Origin of the sequence: Motiliproteus sp. MSK22-1 (assembly GCF_001968815.1) — a bacterium.
Lineage (GTDB): Bacteria > Pseudomonadota > Gammaproteobacteria > Pseudomonadales > Balneatricaceae > Motiliproteus.
Genome location: NZ_MIEQ01000084.1, coordinates 20,901 through 37,217, shown reverse-complemented (window position 1 = coordinate 37,217; position 16,317 = coordinate 20,901). Strand labels below are relative to the sequence as shown.

At 47.8% G+C, this 16,317-nt stretch carries 15 protein-coding genes; 9 read left to right on the top strand and 6 right to left on the bottom strand.

Features of this window, described 5'->3' with window-relative positions; translation table 11 throughout:
* Positions 1-235: 235 nt before the first annotated feature.
* The gene (gene phbB / locus BGP75_RS22725; protein ID WP_076721212.1) at positions 236-979 is read right to left on the bottom strand and encodes an acetoacetyl-CoA reductase; all 744 of its coding nucleotides are present in this window, start codon (positions 977-979) and stop codon (positions 236-238) included.
* Between the two features lie 117 nt (positions 980-1,096).
* Positions 1,097-2,482, bottom strand: coding sequence for a malonyl-CoA decarboxylase (locus BGP75_RS22720; RefSeq protein ID WP_076721211.1), 1,386 nt, complete (start codon positions 2,480-2,482; stop codon positions 1,097-1,099).
* 192 nt (positions 2,483-2,674) lie between these two features.
* On the opposite strand from BGP75_RS22720, the gene BGP75_RS22715 reads away from it, so the two are divergent.
* The 5 genes from BGP75_RS22715 to BGP75_RS22695 all read left to right on the top strand — a co-directional run bounded on the left by BGP75_RS22715 (position 2,675) and on the right by BGP75_RS22695 (position 7,796).
* Entirely contained in the window at positions 2,675-3,106 is a 432-nt protein-coding gene (locus tag BGP75_RS22715; RefSeq protein WP_076721246.1) for a MaoC family dehydratase, read from the top strand.
* A 52-nt stretch (positions 3,107-3,158) separates the two neighbouring features.
* Positions 3,159-3,704 carry a hydrolase gene (locus tag BGP75_RS22710; RefSeq protein ID WP_076721210.1) on the top strand — a complete coding sequence of 182 codons (546 nt, stop codon included), beginning with the start codon at positions 3,159-3,161 and terminating at the stop codon, positions 3,702-3,704.
* Between the two features lie 70 nt (positions 3,705-3,774).
* The gene (locus BGP75_RS22705; RefSeq protein ID WP_076721209.1) at positions 3,775-5,421 is read left to right on the top strand and encodes an acyl-CoA synthetase; all 1,647 of its coding nucleotides are present in this window, start codon (positions 3,775-3,777) and stop codon (positions 5,419-5,421) included.
* A gap of 136 nt (positions 5,422-5,557) precedes the next feature.
* A complete protein-coding gene (locus BGP75_RS22700) occupies positions 5,558-7,099 on the top strand; it encodes an ATP-binding protein (RefSeq protein WP_083704995.1) in 1,542 nt (513 codons plus the stop codon).
* A 67-nt stretch (positions 7,100-7,166) separates the two neighbouring features.
* Positions 7,167-7,796, top strand: a complete 630-nt coding sequence (locus tag BGP75_RS22695) for a response regulator transcription factor (RefSeq protein ID WP_083704993.1) — start codon at positions 7,167-7,169, stop codon at positions 7,794-7,796.
* Positions 7,797-7,816: 20 nt separating this feature from the next.
* Here BGP75_RS22695 and lysA read toward each other — a convergent pair whose 3' ends face one another.
* A complete protein-coding gene (gene lysA / locus BGP75_RS22690; protein ID WP_143821160.1) occupies positions 7,817-9,085 on the bottom strand; it encodes a diaminopimelate decarboxylase in 1,269 nt (422 codons plus the stop codon).
* Positions 9,086-9,418: 333 nt separating this feature from the next.
* Between lysA and BGP75_RS22685 the strand changes: the two genes are divergently transcribed.
* Positions 9,419-9,838, top strand: coding sequence for an Lrp/AsnC family transcriptional regulator (locus tag BGP75_RS22685; protein ID WP_076721207.1), 420 nt, complete (start codon positions 9,419-9,421; stop codon positions 9,836-9,838).
* Positions 9,839-9,914: 76 nt separating this feature from the next.
* Here the strand turns inward: BGP75_RS22685 and BGP75_RS22680 are convergent, their stop codons facing one another.
* From BGP75_RS22680 to BGP75_RS22670, 3 genes are all read right to left on the bottom strand, one after another.
* Positions 9,915-10,244, bottom strand: coding sequence for a multidrug efflux SMR transporter (locus BGP75_RS22680; protein ID WP_076721206.1), 330 nt, complete (start codon positions 10,242-10,244; stop codon positions 9,915-9,917).
* 78 nt (positions 10,245-10,322) lie between these two features.
* Positions 10,323-11,189 carry a GyrI-like domain-containing protein gene (locus BGP75_RS22675; protein WP_076721205.1) on the bottom strand — a complete coding sequence of 289 codons (867 nt, stop codon included), beginning with the start codon at positions 11,187-11,189 and terminating at the stop codon, positions 10,323-10,325.
* Positions 11,190-11,327: 138 nt separating this feature from the next.
* Positions 11,328-11,792, bottom strand: a complete 465-nt coding sequence (locus BGP75_RS22670; protein WP_076721204.1) for an Lrp/AsnC family transcriptional regulator — start codon at positions 11,790-11,792, stop codon at positions 11,328-11,330.
* A gap of 197 nt (positions 11,793-11,989) precedes the next feature.
* Between BGP75_RS22670 and BGP75_RS22665 the strand changes: the two genes are divergently transcribed.
* The 3 genes from BGP75_RS22665 (at position 11,990) to BGP75_RS27615 (ending at position 16,102) form a co-directional block, all read left to right on the top strand.
* A complete protein-coding gene (locus tag BGP75_RS22665; protein WP_083704992.1) occupies positions 11,990-14,119 on the top strand; it encodes a transketolase C-terminal domain-containing protein in 2,130 nt (709 codons plus the stop codon).
* A 13-nt stretch (positions 14,120-14,132) separates the two neighbouring features.
* A complete protein-coding gene (locus tag BGP75_RS22660) occupies positions 14,133-15,416 on the top strand; it encodes a dihydrolipoamide acetyltransferase family protein (protein ID WP_076721203.1) in 1,284 nt (427 codons plus the stop codon).
* 554 nt (positions 15,417-15,970) lie between these two features.
* Positions 15,971-16,102 (top strand): hypothetical protein, encoded by a 132-nt coding sequence (locus BGP75_RS27615; protein ID WP_255395958.1) that lies wholly within the window; start codon positions 15,971-15,973, stop codon positions 16,100-16,102.
* Positions 16,103-16,317: the final 215 nt, after the last annotated feature.

Genomic DNA, 16,317 nt, shown 5'->3' with positions numbered 1-16,317 from the left:
CGGAATCAGCTATATAGAGTGAGGGCTAAGTGTACGTCGAAGATCTGACATTAAAAGACCTCTGACAAAAAATACTTCCTCCAATCTTCGTTGGACGATCAATGTCAGTTCATTGTTGCGTTCATCTCATTGCTCTTCAAGGTAACTCGATAAGACGTCGCTGTTTATTAACTGACAACAACGGCACTCACTCTAACTGGCTGTATTAACTTTAAATAACAGTGCTGACCCAAAACTAACTCATATACTGTCCGCCATTGACAGAAAGGTTGGTGCCCGTCACGAACCCGCTATCCTCTGACGTTAAAAAAGCCACGGCCTTACCTATTTCCCTCGGCGTACCAAGACGTCCGACCGGAATCTGGCCGATAATGGATTCGAGCACTTTTTCCGGCACCTGGCGCACCATGGGCGAATCAATGTAGCCGGGCGACAGGGCGTTAACAGTGACGCCTTTACGAGCTCCTTCCTGAGCGATCGCTTTGGTAAACCCATAAATCCCGGCTTTGGCGGCCGAGTAATTTGCCTGACCAAACTGACCTTTTTCACCGTTAAGAGAAGAGATGTTGACAATTCGCCCCCAACCCCGGCTACACATATTGTCAAATACTGGCTGGCACATGTTGTACATGGAATCCAAATTGGTACTGATGACCTCACGCCACTGCTGATGTTGAAGCCTCTTGAGCGGCGCATCCCGGGTGATTCCGGCATTGTTTATCAGTATATCGATAGGGCCGACTTCTTTTTCCACCACCGCTACAAAGCTGCCACAACTATCAAAATCCGAGACATCCAGCGGATAAAGAAAGAGTTCATAGCCTTCGCTGCGCATTTGCTCCTGCCATTCCAGCGCTTCCTTATCCGTTCCCGGCAGATAACTCCCGACAACGGTATGCCCCTGTTCATACATCGCTTTACAGATAGGCTCGCCTAATCCACCTGAAGCACCCGTGACCACTGCGACTCGTTTGCTCATAACTACTCCCGCTTCTCATTACTATTAATTAACTAATTGATTGATTGAAAGCTCGAATTAATTGAAAGCTCGATCAGCCTTAATGACTGCAATTTGGTAGATCTGGTCGAGATACCATCAATGTCGGCTATTGATTAACTTTTTAACTTTTGAAGATGCTGAAACCTTCCCTGAATTCCTGTAGGCCTGACTACGTTCTTCAATTTTCCCGAGTTCATAGTAGTAATTAACCATCAACCCGGCGGATTGCTTCAGCCCTTTTGAAGAAGGATCTGCCATCCAGTTAATTTGCTGTACCTGGGCGCCGTTGCTCAGGTGAAAATGGGCCACGGGATTAACGGCCTTTATACTTTTGCCTTTTTCCTGACAGAGGTAATGAGCAGCCAGCTGTGTTAAGGGTTTGCGAAGCTGTTGCTGAATCGATTCCTCAAGCTCCCACCCTTCTGCCAACCGCGGCTCGGAAATGCGCAGCCAGTCTTTTCCGCCAGGCATAGCTTCCATATCCTGCTGTGAACACGTATCCAGCCAGCGACAGAATCCGGGTATCGGAGACAGCGTGGCGAACTGTTTCAGGTGGGGAAGTTCCTGCTGAAGCTGCGCAACGACTCGCTTAATCAGGAAATTGCCAAAACTAATTCCCGCCAATCCTTGCTGGGCATTGGATATGGAGTAAAAAATCGCGGTGTCTGCTTTTCGGATATCCTGCCGGGGAGCTTGCTCATCAAGCAATACCTGGACGTTGTCAGCTAATCCTTCTACCAGAGCAACAGTGACAAAGATCAGTGGCTCTCCTGGCATATTAGGGTGAAAAAGCGCAAAACAACGACGTGCCTCACCCAGCCGGTTCTTTAGATCGCTCCAACTCTGAACCGCATGAACGGCTTCATAGGCAATCAGTTTTTCCAGTAACTCAGCACTGGAGCGCCAGTCAATCGGTTCAAGCTGCAAAAGACCAATATCAAACCAGGAGGTGAGTAACCGTTTAAGGTCCTGCTCAAGCGCTGTCAACGAGAAGTCTGTCGCTTTCGACGCAAGCAACTCAGCGCGCATATCCACCAGAAATTTCACTCCATCCGTCAATTCAGTGAACTGAGTCAGAAGAAGCATATACGGAGGTTCCAATGCCTCTCTTAAGGAATTACCAGCTAACGCCCGCTGTTCAGGGTCAACCATATTCCAGCGCTGAAATCGCTGCTTAACCAGATCATCATCAACAGAGTAGTTTTCTGCAAGCAGCTTAAGAAAGCGCCGACGTCCGGTCTGATTCAACTGCAAATAACTGCGACCCAGCACTGCGGCACGAGTTCTGGCGGCTATTTCTCCTCCTTGAAGAGACAAACAGGAATCAATCCATTTTTTCAGTTTTTCCAGATCAGACTCATCCAATCCGGGCTGAAGCATAAGCTCAGCAGATTCTCTGCGACTCCCCGCCACTTCATAAAGTCTGGGGACCAATCCCTTTAGGGTCCATTCGAGGATGCTACTTCCCGCTTGATTTGGCATAGAAACGACTCCTCTTACGTAGCAATTAACTTTTGTTTGCCTTGTCTGGTGTTTATCAAACTAACAAAAGCCAAAAGATAAACCAAGGGTTTTTACTTGGTTTATCGAGAATTAACCTGTAATGTTATACCAGTATTCTCGATACCAGTGATTCTTTAACATTAGAGGAAGCCGTAAATGTCAGAAAACACTATGGAAAATATGCATGGATACTATCTGGAAGATTTGAAGATCGGCATGCAGGCCAGCTATGCAAAAACGATAACCGAGGCAGACGTCGTACTATTTGCCGGAATAACGGGTGATGACAACCCCATCCACCTCAATGCCGAGTACGCCGAACAAACAATGTTCGAGCAAAGAATTGTTCATGGCATGTTCAGCGCCGGCCTGATCTCTGCGGTGCTGGGTACACGCATGCCAGGTCCCGGAGCGATTTACATTGATCAACAACTGAAATTCAAGGCACCTGTCCACATTGGAGATACCGTGACGGCAACAGCAACCGTATTGGAAATTGATGAACAACGCCGCAGAGTCAAGCTGGAAACGATCTGCACCGTCAAGGGCAAACGAGTTGCAGAAGGAACAGCCACCAATATGGTCGACCGCCGCCCCGTCTGAACCAGCAACCCTAAACAAATTTTAACAATCGTTAGGAAACGAGGAAACGCTCATGCTTATAGACGCACAACAATCGGCACTGCTGGTTATCGACGTTCAGGAGAAACTGTTACCCGGCGTGCATCAGAACGAACAACTGGTCAACAGCTGTAAGTGGCTAATGGGTGTGGCTAAACTGATGAAGATTCCAACACTGGGCACAGAACAATACCCTCGGGGTGTCGGGCCGACAACAGAGACTCTACGTGAACTTTTACCCGAAGAAGACTTTATCGCCAAAACAGTTTTTTCCTGTGCGAACTCGAAAGACTGCAGCACCCGCATTGACCAACTGAATCGTCAGCAGATAGTAATCTGCGGCATGGAAGCACACGTCTGCGTTTTGCAGACCGCCCTGGAGTTAAAGGATCAGGGTAAAGATGTATTTGTCGTTGTCGATGCCATCTCAGCACGAAACCCAACGGATACCGAGTTTGCCATTCGCCGCATGGATAAAGCAGGAATCCATCTGGTCACTCGGGAAATGGTTGGCTTCGAATGGATCAGGCGATCAGATGCCCCTGAATTCAAAGATTTCAGTATTCGCTTCCTGCAATAGCGCAGGACAGCCGCCGAAACCCTGTCCCCTTAGATACCTGAGCTAACGGTTACTAAAGTCGGAGTCCTGTATGAAAAATAATAATCCGTACAATTCTGGGCTTGAACAGAATAAAGCTAATTTTCGCCCTTTAACTCCCATCGAGTTTATCCAGCGAGCAGCGGAAGTCTATCCTCATCACCCTGCGGTGATCTATGGTGATATCACGCGTAATTGGGAACAAACCTACCGACGTTGCCTGAAGTTGGCTGATGCGTTGAGTCGTCGTGGTATCGGCGTTGGGGATACCGTGTCAGCACTGTTGCCCAATATGCCTGAATTGCTTGAACTCCACTTTGCGGTACCTATGATCGGTGCCGTTCTGAATGCCCAGAACACACGGATGGATGCCGATACAATCGCTTTTATGCTGGATCATAGTGACTGCAACGTTTTATTCTGTGACCGGGAGTTCAGTGATCTTGCAAGCAACGCTCTTAATAGCTGCGCTAAGCCTCCCTTGGTTATTGACGTGGATGATCCGACTTTCAACGGCGGCCGTCCACTGGGTGAATTAAGCTACCAGCAACTGCTGTTGGAAGGCGATGAAAATTATGTTTGGCAGGCACCCGCTGACGAATGGCAGGCCATTACCCTCAACTACACCTCTGGAACTACCGGAAACCCTAAGGGTGTTGTTTATCATCACCGTGGTGCCTATCTGAACGCTACCAGTAATATCATCGGCCAAAACCTTCCACCTCAAGCGGTTTACCTCTGGACTCTACCAATGTTTCATTGCAACGGCTGGTGTTATCCCTGGGCTGTAACGGCGGTGGCCGGTACTCATGTTTGCCTGAGGCATTTACGGGCTGATCAGGTTTATCAGGCGATAAATCGCTATGGAGTCACCCATTTCTGCGCAGCGCCGGTAGTATTAAATATGCTGCTAAACGCACCAGAGGAGCAGAAAACCTATTTTGATCATCCCGTTACCGTTACCACCGGCGGAGCTGCGCCACCGGCTTCAATTATTGAGGGGATGGAAAAAATCGGTATTCAAGTGGTGCACGCTTATGGACTCACCGAAAGCTATGGCCCGAGTGTATTCTGCGCCTTTCAGTCCGAGTGGAAAGATCTCAAGCTGGAGCAGAAAGCCGAGAAAATGGCTCGTCAGGGAGTTAAGGCCCCAGCTCTGTCAGCGCTGATGGTTGCCGATCCAATCAGCCTCCAGCCCGTACCCATGGACGGTATCAGCATGGGCGAGGTATTTATCCAAAGTAATACCCTGATGAAGGGCTATCTCAAAAATACCCAGGCAACGACAGAAGCATTTCAAGACGGTTGGTTTCACACCGGCGATCTGGCAGTACGTCACCCTGACGGCTATATCGAAATAAAAGATCGGGCAAAAGACGTGATTATTTCAGGAGGGGAGAATATATCCACGATTGAAATTGAGGACCTGCTCTATCGTCATCCGGATATTTTTGAAGCAGCAGTCATCGCCAAACCTGACGAACACTGGGGCGAAGTACCTTGCGCGGTGGTCACCCTGAAAGGCCCGGAACAGGGAGCAGACCCCAAAATAGTGACTGAACAGCAGATAATCAATTTTTGCCGGGACAGAATAGCCCATTTCAAATGCCCAAAACAGGTAATCTTTGCACCATTGCCAAAAACCTCTACAGGGAAAGTTCGAAAAAACCAACTAAGAGCACTACTCCAGAAAGGTTGAGGGCAGAAAAAAAGGCAACCCGTGCAATCGACCCGGGGCTCTTTATTGAAGGTGTTATTACAGTTTCTTGCTGGCATTATTACAGAGAGAAGAGGATTATTAATTGCTTCTGAGTCAACCGGCGGACGATCCATTAATGAACAACGCAACACAGCAGGGAGTCTCCGCGCTGACCGACGATGCCGAAAGAAATCGCCTGCTGGCAGAAATGGCGGAACAATCAACGGATATGATCTCCCGCCATACCCCTGATAACTGGTGCTTTATCTATGCCTCCCCAGCAGTGACGCACCTACTGGGATACAGTGTCGAAGAGATTGTGGGCCTGTCTGCTTATGATCTTTATCACCCGGATGATGTAGAGGATTTTAAGCGCCGCTCCCCTAACGTCAGCTATAACAGGGGGCTATACACCCATACCTATCGATTCCGTTGTAAAGATGGTCACTATACCTGGCTGGAAAGCACCAGCCGCTCCATCAGAGATCCCAAAGACGGCAGTTTGAAGGAAATACTGGTTGTGTCACGGGATGCCAGCCGCCGGATCAACGCAGAACGTGCGAACCAGCGCCTGGCCCAGGTTTTGGAAACCAGTAGTGATCTCGTTGCCTTCGTTACTCCCTGTCACAAAATCACCTTACTTAATGAAGCGGCCCGCAATAGCCTGAACGTTGTGTTGAGTGATCAAAGCCCCTTGGCTCTTGAGGATATTTTTACTCTGACAAGCCATGAACAGATAAAGCATCACGGCTTTCCTGCCGCCACTACCAACGGCCATTGGCGCGGTGAAGTCGAAATGATTAGCAGTCATATGCAACGGATTCCTGTTTTGCTGGAGATTCTCGCGCACCGAGACCTGAACACAGAAACCGAGTATTTCTCCCTGGTAGCTCGCGATATGAGCACCATCAAAGCGGCGGAAAAGCAGATGCAGCAATACCGAACGGAGGTGAATCACGCCTCCAGACTCATCACTATTGGCGAAATGGCATCAGGTCTTGCTCATGAACTCAACCAGCCTCTGACCGCCATTGTCAACTACGTTCAGGGGATCCACCGGCGAGTGGAGCGAGATCAATCACTGTTAGCCGCTGAGCTTGCCTCACCCTTAGACAGAATCGGCGCTACCGCATTACGTGCAGCACAAATAATCCGCAGGATGATGGATTTTACCCGTAAAAATGAACCCCGCTATCAGCACGTTCAATTACCAGAGTTGGTAAACGACTTAATTGGATTTTGTTCCTCATCCATCGAAAACCATCGCGTTATCGTAGAAGACAAGATACCTGCCGATCTGCCCGGGGTACACGCTGATCCTATCCAGGTTGAGCAGATCCTTTTGAATCTTCTACTCAATGCAATAGAAGCCAGTCACAGGGAAGAACCTGCCCCACCTGCTACCATTCAGATCAGCGCTTCAGAGCTGGGTCAGGATCAGGTTATAATCCAGATTCTGGATCAGGGGCCGGGCATTGGTGCAGAAGAAACCGAACGGATATTTGAACAGTTCTATACCACTAAGAAAGCAGGTTTGGGGATGGGGCTGTCAATAACCCGATCTCTGGTAGAAGCTCATGGCGGAGAGTTGCAGGCAGAGAACCGATCAGAAGGAGGAGCTGTCTTCAGTTTTTCTTTGAATAAGTTCAACGCTCGGGCAGTAGATAATAATCCATAGCCTCAACCCGGTTTTAGCACTGGCCGATATTAGCGATCACAACAACTATGACCATAAAGAGAGATAAATGGCTGAAGTCATTGCGCAAAGCGTATATGTAGTCGACGACGATACCGATGTCAGGGATTCGCTTCAGTGGTTGTTGGAATCAGTAGGATTAACGGTAGAGTGCTTCAGCACCGCCCAGATCTTTCTGGATAGTTATGTTCCCGGTGCAAGTGGCTGCATAATCATGGACGTCCGTATGCCTGGGCTGAGCGGCATCAATGCCCAGAAAAAACTACCCGAATATCAGATAGATATTCCGCTAATCATGATCTCTGCCCATGGCAATGTCGATATGGCGGTGACAGCCATGTCTCAGGGAGCCGTCACCTTCATTGAAAAACCCTTTAATGATCAAACCCTGATTGATCAGGTTCAGAATGCACTGGAAAAAGACCTGATCAGACATCAGGCTCTACTCCACCTGCAATCAGTTCAGCAACGCTATGACAGCCTGACGAAACGGGAAACTCAGGTACTTGAGCAGGTGGTACAGGGTCTATCCAATCAAGAGATTGCTGATCTGTTGAAGATCAATCGTAAAACGGTGGAAGGCCACCGTTCTCACATGATTGCCAAGATGAAAGCAGACTCACTACCGGAACTTATCCAGATGGCCATTGGCCTGGGCATTATTAAAACCTACGGCTAGCTACAAGGGAGATGCTTAAGTTACTCTTCCAGCCGAAGCTGTTCCTCCAGCGTCCAGGCTTTTCGGATAACTCTGATATTTGTGTGTTCCAGCATCACCTCTGCTACCAGCGGACGGCTGTTATAGGTCGATGACAAAACCGCACTATAGGCCCCGGTCATCGTCAACACCATCAGATCCCCTTCCTCTGGCAACGGTAACGTATAATCCTTGAGGAAGCAGTCCGTACTTTCGCAGATCGGCCCAACCACGTCCAACGGCTCCTCCAGCCGCTGATTCGACAACAGAACTGGTATTAAGGGATGAGTCGCCTGATACAGTGCCGGACGAATAAGATCATTCATACCCGCATCAAGCATGACAAAGTTCCTAGGCTCAGCCTGTTTGGTTGCAACCACGGTTGTGACCAAAACCCCAGCGGCGGCCACTAAAGAGCGCCCGGGTTCCAATTGGATACTTATATCCAGCCCCCCAAGCGCTTCATTAATCAGGTTGGCATACTCGACGAAACAGAGTGATCGCCCGTCACCATAGTCCACGCCAATACCACCACCGAGATCAAGAGTATCCAATAGATACCCTTCAGCTCGGAGTTGTTCGGTCCACTGACGCATTCTCAAAACAGACTCGCGATACGGCTCAATCGAAACAATCTGTGAGCCAATATGCATTGCCAGTCCACGCAAATTAACCTGTGGCATTTCACCAGCCATGCAAAACAATTCGCTCAGGCGCTGGAACGCTATACCAAACTTATTCCCTTTCTTGCCGGTCGTTATATGATCATGAGTACCCGCATCCACCTCCGGGTTCACACGCAAAACGGCGTTAACCTGGACACCCAATTGACCTGTGATTCGGTCTATACGGAATAGCTCCTCAGCTGACTCCACATTAAATTGACCAACACCCGCTTCCACCGCCTGTCTCAGTTCAGCATCCGTCTTAGCAACACCTGAAAAAATGACCTGGCCCGGATCAATACCCGCTTTCAGCACTCGCGTCAGTTCACCACCACTAACAATATCAGCACCCAAACCAGCACTGCCCATCAGCCTTAGGACACTCAGATTGCTGTTGGACTTGACGGCAAAATGTACGGCTACGCCAACCGGCGAAAAAGCACTCAGGCAATCATGAATACGTTGGCGAATAGCATCAGCCGAGTATAGATAGAATGGAGTTGCCTGCTGTTCGGCAATAGCCTTAATTGAAAGCTCCCCCATCATCAGTCGATTATCCTGATAACTCAAACAACTCGGTAAGCTTGCCGCGCCCATAGTTTGCATCTCAAATACTCCTCAAATTGAATGACAATATTCTAGAAGCAGGAGCGGTGAAGGTTCACCCTGCAAATCGACCTCTTTAACCGCTGATTCGAAGGTTCTGCCTTCAATAAGCAGATGTCTCATCAAAGACAGTCATGAACAGACGCCTCAAAACTTATGGACAAACAAAGAACCTGACGACGATTGCAAAGACACAGATTATCTGGCGATAATTTGATTACACCAAAGCTCGATCGGAGGTATCACTGATTTCCGATTAACAGCAGAAAACTGTTAGAATCTGCTGCCCCGGTAATAAGATCCAATCTATTGTAAGCTGAGGTGAAGATTCCATTGGACAAATTTGATCAAGCGATTGTCAGTTTACTTAATCAAAATGCTCGTTTGTCATTGGCACAGATCGGCAGGGATATAGGCCTTTCCAGGACTTCTGTCGCAGAACGTTTACAGCGTTTGGAAGAAACGGGCACTATTGCCGGTTACACAATAAAAACCAAGCGTAAAGACCAGCCAGGTACGGTAAACGCTTATTTTCAGATGACATTCAGTCCATTCAAGCTAGATCGAATCACCCGCTATATAACTGAAATTCCTGAGATTCAAAGCTGCCGGGCGTTAAGTGGCGAGATCGATCTAATAGCTTACGTCGAAGCCGAGTCAATGGAGCGCCTGAATCAGATCAGAAATAAATTACAACAATTACCTGATCTCCAACGCCTACTTACCTGCCCTGTGCTGGAGGATGTAAAGTAACTATCTCAATCAGGCTTAGTCGCACTGCCAGCAAGCCGTTATGAATAGTCATAATGCTGTTTAGTAACGCTTTTTTTCAGTGACCAACATTCTTTGAATACACATGGATCACCACAACACCCAGAATAATCAGGCTCATGCCAACAACAGCAGGCGTGTCAGGCACTTGCTTATATAGAAAGGCCCCCACCACAGCCACCAGAACGATACCAACACCAGACCAGACAGCATAGGTTATCCCAACAGGTATGGTCCTTAGTACCAGGGTCATGAAGTAGAATGAAACCCCGTAGCCGACGATAACGACCAGGCTTGGCATCAGTTTTGTAAACTCCGCCGAAGCCTTGAGAGCACTGGTCGCAGCAACTTCTGCAATAATTGCAACCGCCAGATAGAGATAGGTCATAGAGTGTCCTTATATAAAGCACGGGTTACCACTTAAAATACAGGCATCACTGAAACCAAGCTCTGGAATCTAACACAACTATTTCAGCGGAAGATAGATATCTGTCACCATTTGGTGCTCAGCAATATCCGGGAAAAAACTGAGCCTCTCAAAAAACAATGGAAAATCACGTAACTCTTCGTCAACCGTTGGCAGCCAGTCCGAATACAGATACTGAATGCTTTCACCAATGGTATCATCTGACCCCAGGTGACGAATTACTGCACATCGCCCCGCCGGAATTGACTTTGTGACAATTCCATAAGCATTCTCAGCAACTTCAGACTTTACTGAAGCGCAGAGATCAAATCGATAGTTCTCCGGCAAAGTGACTGAGGGGTCATCATAAACGATATTGAAGGTTCTACTCTTGCTGGGCGGCAGTTTATTCTCCTTTCGCCATTCAATAAACTGACGAATGGAATGTCCCAGCTTCTCCGGTGCATCTCTATGCTCCAAAACAGCGACTTTGGTTTCATCAAATACGACTATATCAACCGGGTGGTCCTTTATTTGCGTTTTCATATTTTGAATCCTAAGGTCTTTGAGTAATTGAAATTTTTGATGCCAAGGATTCCAATGAGGAAGCGCTCTGAATACAGACGGACTTTGGCCAACAGATTGATTAAAAGCACGAGAAAATGCTTCGGGGCTTTTGTAGCCGCTCGCCAAGGCAACGTCGATAATCGGGGACTCTTTTCGAAAAGCCAGCAGGTAAGACGCTCTCTTCATCCTGACCTGACCAACATAATCAGATACAGTGATACCAAATAACGCAGAGAACTGGCGATGAAAATGATACTTGGACAGGCAAGCAACCTGGCTCAAAAGATCAACGCTCAGATCCTCATCCACATGGGAATCGATATATTCCAACACTCGGTAGTATCTTTTTTCATCATTCATGGTTTTGATAGCTTACGAAAAAACTCGGCTGACAAAGCATATAAATCAGTCCCCAGAGATTCATGATCAATATTGCTGAAAATTGTTTTTCGACTGTTTTCAGAGCGTTTAATCAGTCGGCTTGTTGTTAAGAAGGAATCAGTACTTTACCGGAATCTCTACCGATACTTTTTGCCGTTTCATTGAAAATAACGTATTTGCGGTGCGCACCCCCTTCTGATTAAGGACATTGTGACTCAGAAACTCCTGATAAGACTCCATATCCCGGGATAGCACCTTAAGCAAATAGTCACATCCACCAGAAACAGCATGACACTCAAGAATTTCGGGACATCGATTTACCATTTCAAGAAATCCGGCAACCGTATCAGGGTGGTGATTGTCCAAAGAAACCTCAGCAAAAGCGCACATCTTCAGTCCGATTTTGTCCGAATCAATGATTGCGGCATACCCCCTGATATACCCTTCCTGTTCCAACCTTTTCACCCGCCGCCAACAAGGCGCATTGGACAAAGAGACTTTATCCGCCAGGTCCCGATTAGACAGCCGCCCATTCTGTTGCAGAGCGTTCAAAATTTCTGTGTCTACTCGATCTAAATCCATAGCAATTTATTACCTTTTTTTGGCTTATATTGATACATATGTTTCTTATTGTCACAAATTTGCCCAACAATTAGCAATCCTGTATCCCTCTCTTTTGGCTAAACTTTATACATAATAAAATGATCCCCGAACCTTCAGTGTGCTGGACCCGATGTCCTGCGACTGGCTGCTCCGGGCAAAGATGAGGAACTTCTTCGATGGAAGCCATCGCCCACCCATCTACAGTCGACGGTCTGACTGGCTCCAATACAACCAGTCAATCGGCCTTTGACTGGAAGAATATCGCCCGGGTTTTACTTGTTTCCCGTGCTATGGATGACATTGAAGAGCAGGAACTTGTGCCTGCCAAACTGGTTTTTAACCAGTTTTCCGCCCGTGGCCATGATTTAGCGCAGATATTGCTGGGGTCCTTACTGACTCATCCCCATGATGGCGCCACAGGTTACTACCGGTCACGACCCTTCGTATTGTCTTTAGGGCTTGATATGGATGAAGCCGTAGCCTCCCCTATGGCAAAATCCGGAGGATATAGCGATGGTCGGGACATTGGTGTGGTATGCAATTACCCGAATACCGACCGAAAAGGGGCCATGCTATTTCCCATGTGCGGAGGCGTTGGCGCCCAGTACTCTCCGATCGCCGGTTGGGCTCAATCCATCGTTTATCACCGGGATCAGTTAAACGATGAAAGCTATCAAGGTGCCATCGGTGTTTCCATGGGTGGAGACTCTTCCATGTCCACCAGCGGATTCTGGGCATCATTGAACATCTCCACGACTAACAACTTACCCCATCTGTTTTATATTGAAGACAACGGCTACGGCATATCAGTCCCGCAAACGGTGCAAACCCCGGGAGGTGATCAGGTAGCAAACCTGACGGCATACAAGAATCTGAAGATCATTGATGGGGACGGAACTGATCCGGTTGAAGCGCCAGCATTAATCAAAGAAGCCGTGGATTATGTTCGCTCGGGCCAGGGTACCTGCCTGCTTCGTTTAAGAGTACCTCGCCTTTGTGGCCACACCTTCCAGGATACCCAGGTCTACAAGCCCGCAGAGCTGCTGGCTAAAGAACAAGCCAATGACCCACTGCCTAAGCTCCGAGCGCACCTGAAAAAACAAGGTATTATCAACGATCAACAATGGCAGCAGATAGAGCAGCAAGCTTATGAAGAAGTACGCGCCTCTGTTGAAAGAGCAAAACTAAGACCTGAGCCGGACACCAGTAAATTAACCCGTTACGTGTATGCCGAGAAAAATGCTCATGGTCAAATGGATATCCAGTTACGTGGTGGCCTTTATCCCGATGGCCATCAGTTCCCGCCAACTTGCGAAGAAGCTAAACCCGATGGCCCTCGGATCAATATGCTGACGGCCATCCGAAAAGTTTTGGATTATGAGTTGGAAACCAACCCTAAGGTTCTGGTCTTTGGTGAAGATGTCGGTCCCAAGGGTGGGGTTCACGCCGCCACTCTGGGGCTAAATGAAAAATATGGAGATCTTCGAGTATTCGATACCAGCTTATCAGAGGAAGGTATTATTGGTCGTTCGGTAGGAATGGCGTTGGCTGGACTGATGCCGGTCCCGGAAATCCAGTTCAGAAAATACGCGGAACCGGCAGCAGAGCAAATAACTGATACAGGAATCATGCGCTGGCGTACCAACAATCAGTTTGCAGCACCGATGGTCGTTCGTATTCCCGGTGGTTTTGCCGGACGTGGAGACCCCTGGCACTCTATGTCCGACGAAGTGGAATGGGCTCATAAGACCGGCTGGCAAATCGCAATGCCGTCCAATGCCGAAGATGCAGCAGGCTTATTGCGCTATGCCCTCAGAGACAATAACCCTACCATATTCTTTGAGCACCGCTCATTACTGGACGGACGCTGGGCAAGAAGGCCCTATCCCGGCGACGACTATGTTGTGCCTTTCGGTAAAGCCCATACCCTGATTTCTGGTGACAATCTGACTGTAGTCTGCTGGGGGGCGATGGTAGAACGCTGTGAAGAGGCCGCCACTAAACTCAATATGGATATTGAAGTCATTGATCTGCGAACCATACAGCCCTGGGATCAGGACACAGTGCTCACTTCTGTGCAAAAAACCAGTCGTTGCCTGATCGTTCATGAAGATAATCTGACGGCAGGTTTTGGTGCAGAAATTGCTGCTGTTCTGGCCAAAGAAGCCTTCTTTGATCTGGATGCACCAATCGAACGCCTGGCAATGCCAAACACCCCCGTCCCACACAATATCCACTTACTGGAAGCGGCGGTGCCAACAAGTGAACGCATTGGCGTTGCGATGAAAGACTTAATTGAACTATAACAGGGCAGACAGCATGAATAATCTGGTTGATATTGTTTTGCCTGCTGAGCAATTGGAAGGTACCTCGGCGGTGCTGAGTAAGTGGCTGATTGATGTCGGCTCCAGTGTAAAAAGCGGCGATCCCATTATTGAACTTGAAACTGACAAAGTGTCCATGGAGATATGTTCTCCTGCTGATGGCATATTGCAGGAGACACGCGCTCAAGAGGGTGATGAAGTCGAAGTTGAATTTATTCTGGGCCGTTTGTCAGAAAGCGAAGTGCCTACAGAAGTACCAACAAATGATACAACATCAGGTAGCGGGCCAGCCGAAGATCACAGTCTGGCTGAAACAGCTACCCCATCAGTAAACAAACCTGACACCGATAGCAACGATGCCCGCGCGCTAGTGGGACCGGCAGTCCGGCGTATGCTACGTCAACACGACCTGGACATCGAACAAATCCCCGGTAGTGGACGCCGCGGCAGAGTCACTCTATGCGACGTAAGACATTTTCTGACTAACCCGACGCCCAAAACAGAGCCCCAGGCACTCAACAGCATTCCCCAGGTACAAACATCCCCTTATGGGTATAGCGAAAGACAGCCTCGTCCGCTACAGGGAACTAAGGTCCCCCATAGTACAATGCGTAAAGCCATTGCCAATCACATGGTCGACAGCCTGTTGAACATTTCCCCCCATGTGACCAGCGTCTTTGAAATGGACATGAGCAACATTATTGAACATCGTAAATGGCACAAAAAAGAATTCTCGCAACTGGATGCCAACCTGACCTTTACCGCTTACTTCCTCGCAGCTTCAGTGCAAGCCATTCACGCGGTCCCGCAGGTGAATGCGCGCTTTCACGACGATGCATTAGAACTCTTCGACGACATCAATATCGGCGTTGGTACCGCCCTGGGAGACGATGGTCTGGTGGTCCCCGTCGTGCAACAAGTTCAGGAAATGAACTTGTTTGAAATCGCGCATGCACTATCCACACAAACCGAAAAAGCCCGCTCTGGCAAGCTCACCCCGGCAGACATGAAAAACGGAACCTTTACCATCTCCAATCACGGGGTCAGCGGCAGCTTGTTTGCTGCACCGATTATTATTAACCAACCTCAGGTAGCGATACTGGGTATCGGAAAACTGGATAAGCGAGTTGTGGTTGAAGAAGTTAACGGCGTCGATACCATGGTGATTAAACCTATGTGCTACGTATCCCTGAGCATGGATCACCGCGCTCTGGATGCCCATCAGACCAACAAATTCCTGACAGTCTTTGTTGAAACGATAGAGCAATGGGGGCTTTAATTCTTATTAAAGAAGGGCTTTAGTTCCCAAAAAATAAAGGATTTAATCTTAAGCAACGGATTTAAAATCCGTTGCTTAAAGGCGTGGCGGCTTGAGCTATCCCACTGGTATCACATTTTTTTTCAATGACTTACGATATCATCTTTGTAAGCTATTTTTCTCTTTAGAATATATTTTTACTGGAATTTCTCCTGCGTTGAATTTCATTCATATTGACACCTACTCAAACGACACCCTAACACCCCAATATGACCGTTACTTAGGGAACCTGTGAATAAGTCCATTGTGTTCTCTGTGGGCTATAGAACGGTCAGATGCCAGGAAGATAGCGCAGCGAAATGACGAGTCCTTTTCAAGCTGTCTGACTGTTTTTGTAAAAAGTAACAGCAGGTGACCGTTCTAGATCCCACCCTTTAGATATGATTTTTACGAAAGATATAAAAAGCAACAGTCACCTATCGAAAAAATTCTTACCAACAAGCAAGTCTATCTCGAAATTTTACGGTTGCTTCACACTTAATTTTGCAGAAACATGGCACAATGAGTTTGGTGTTATGACAGCAGGTGCAAAGCGAAAAATTGATTTTGGTGTTATCAACAGACCTTCTAATATCGTTAACGTCATGGAGAGAATTGAGAAAACTCCAACACCTGTTGGGGCACCAGACTGGAAGGAGTATAAATAATGAATCTTAGCGCCTTTATTAGAGCCTCATTTATAATTTCGTTTGGGTTTCCTATTGCTTCCTGCAGTGCGAACACAAGCTCTATAGATAGTACTAAAAAGACGTTAAGGGATTCATTTGAGATATTTTATATTGTGAAATATGGGAAAGAATTCCCTTCTAATGAAGAACATCTTTCTGACTGCTATAAAAGTAATTATAAACCGTGCTTGATA

Bases quoted from the DNA above. Each gene is read 5' to 3' on its own strand.
- BGP75_RS22695 (WP_083704993.1), top strand. From the start codon at position 7,167: ATGGCTGAAGTCATTGCGCAAAGCGTATATGTAGTCGACGACGATACC.
- BGP75_RS22660 (WP_076721203.1), top strand. From the start codon at position 14,133: ATGAATAATCTGGTTGATATTGTTTTGCCTGCTGAGCAATTGGAAGGT.
- BGP75_RS27615 (WP_255395958.1), top strand. From the start codon at position 15,971: ATGACAGCAGGTGCAAAGCGAAAAATTGATTTTGGTGTTATCAACAGA.
- BGP75_RS22675 (WP_076721205.1), bottom strand. From the start codon at position 11,189: ATGAATGATGAAAAAAGATACTACCGAGTGTTGGAATATATCGATTCC.
- BGP75_RS22720 (WP_076721211.1), bottom strand. From the start codon at position 2,482: ATGCCAAATCAAGCGGGAAGTAGCATCCTCGAATGGACCCTAAAGGGA.
- BGP75_RS22680 (WP_076721206.1), bottom strand. From the start codon at position 10,244: ATGACCTATCTCTATCTGGCGGTTGCAATTATTGCAGAAGTTGCTGCG.
- BGP75_RS22700 (WP_083704995.1), top strand. From the start codon at position 5,558: ATGAACAACGCAACACAGCAGGGAGTCTCCGCGCTGACCGACGATGCC.
- lysA (WP_143821160.1), bottom strand. From the start codon at position 9,085: ATGCAAACTATGGGCGCGGCAAGCTTACCGAGTTGTTTGAGTTATCAG.
- BGP75_RS22670 (WP_076721204.1), bottom strand. From the start codon at position 11,792: ATGGATTTAGATCGAGTAGACACAGAAATTTTGAACGCTCTGCAACAG.
- BGP75_RS22705 (WP_076721209.1), top strand. From the start codon at position 3,775: ATGAAAAATAATAATCCGTACAATTCTGGGCTTGAACAGAATAAAGCT.
- BGP75_RS22665 (WP_083704992.1), top strand. From the start codon at position 11,990: ATGGAAGCCATCGCCCACCCATCTACAGTCGACGGTCTGACTGGCTCC.
- BGP75_RS22715 (WP_076721246.1), top strand. From the start codon at position 2,675: ATGGAAAATATGCATGGATACTATCTGGAAGATTTGAAGATCGGCATG.
- BGP75_RS22710 (WP_076721210.1), top strand. From the start codon at position 3,159: ATGCTTATAGACGCACAACAATCGGCACTGCTGGTTATCGACGTTCAG.
- phbB (WP_076721212.1), bottom strand. From the start codon at position 979: ATGAGCAAACGAGTCGCAGTGGTCACGGGTGCTTCAGGTGGATTAGGC.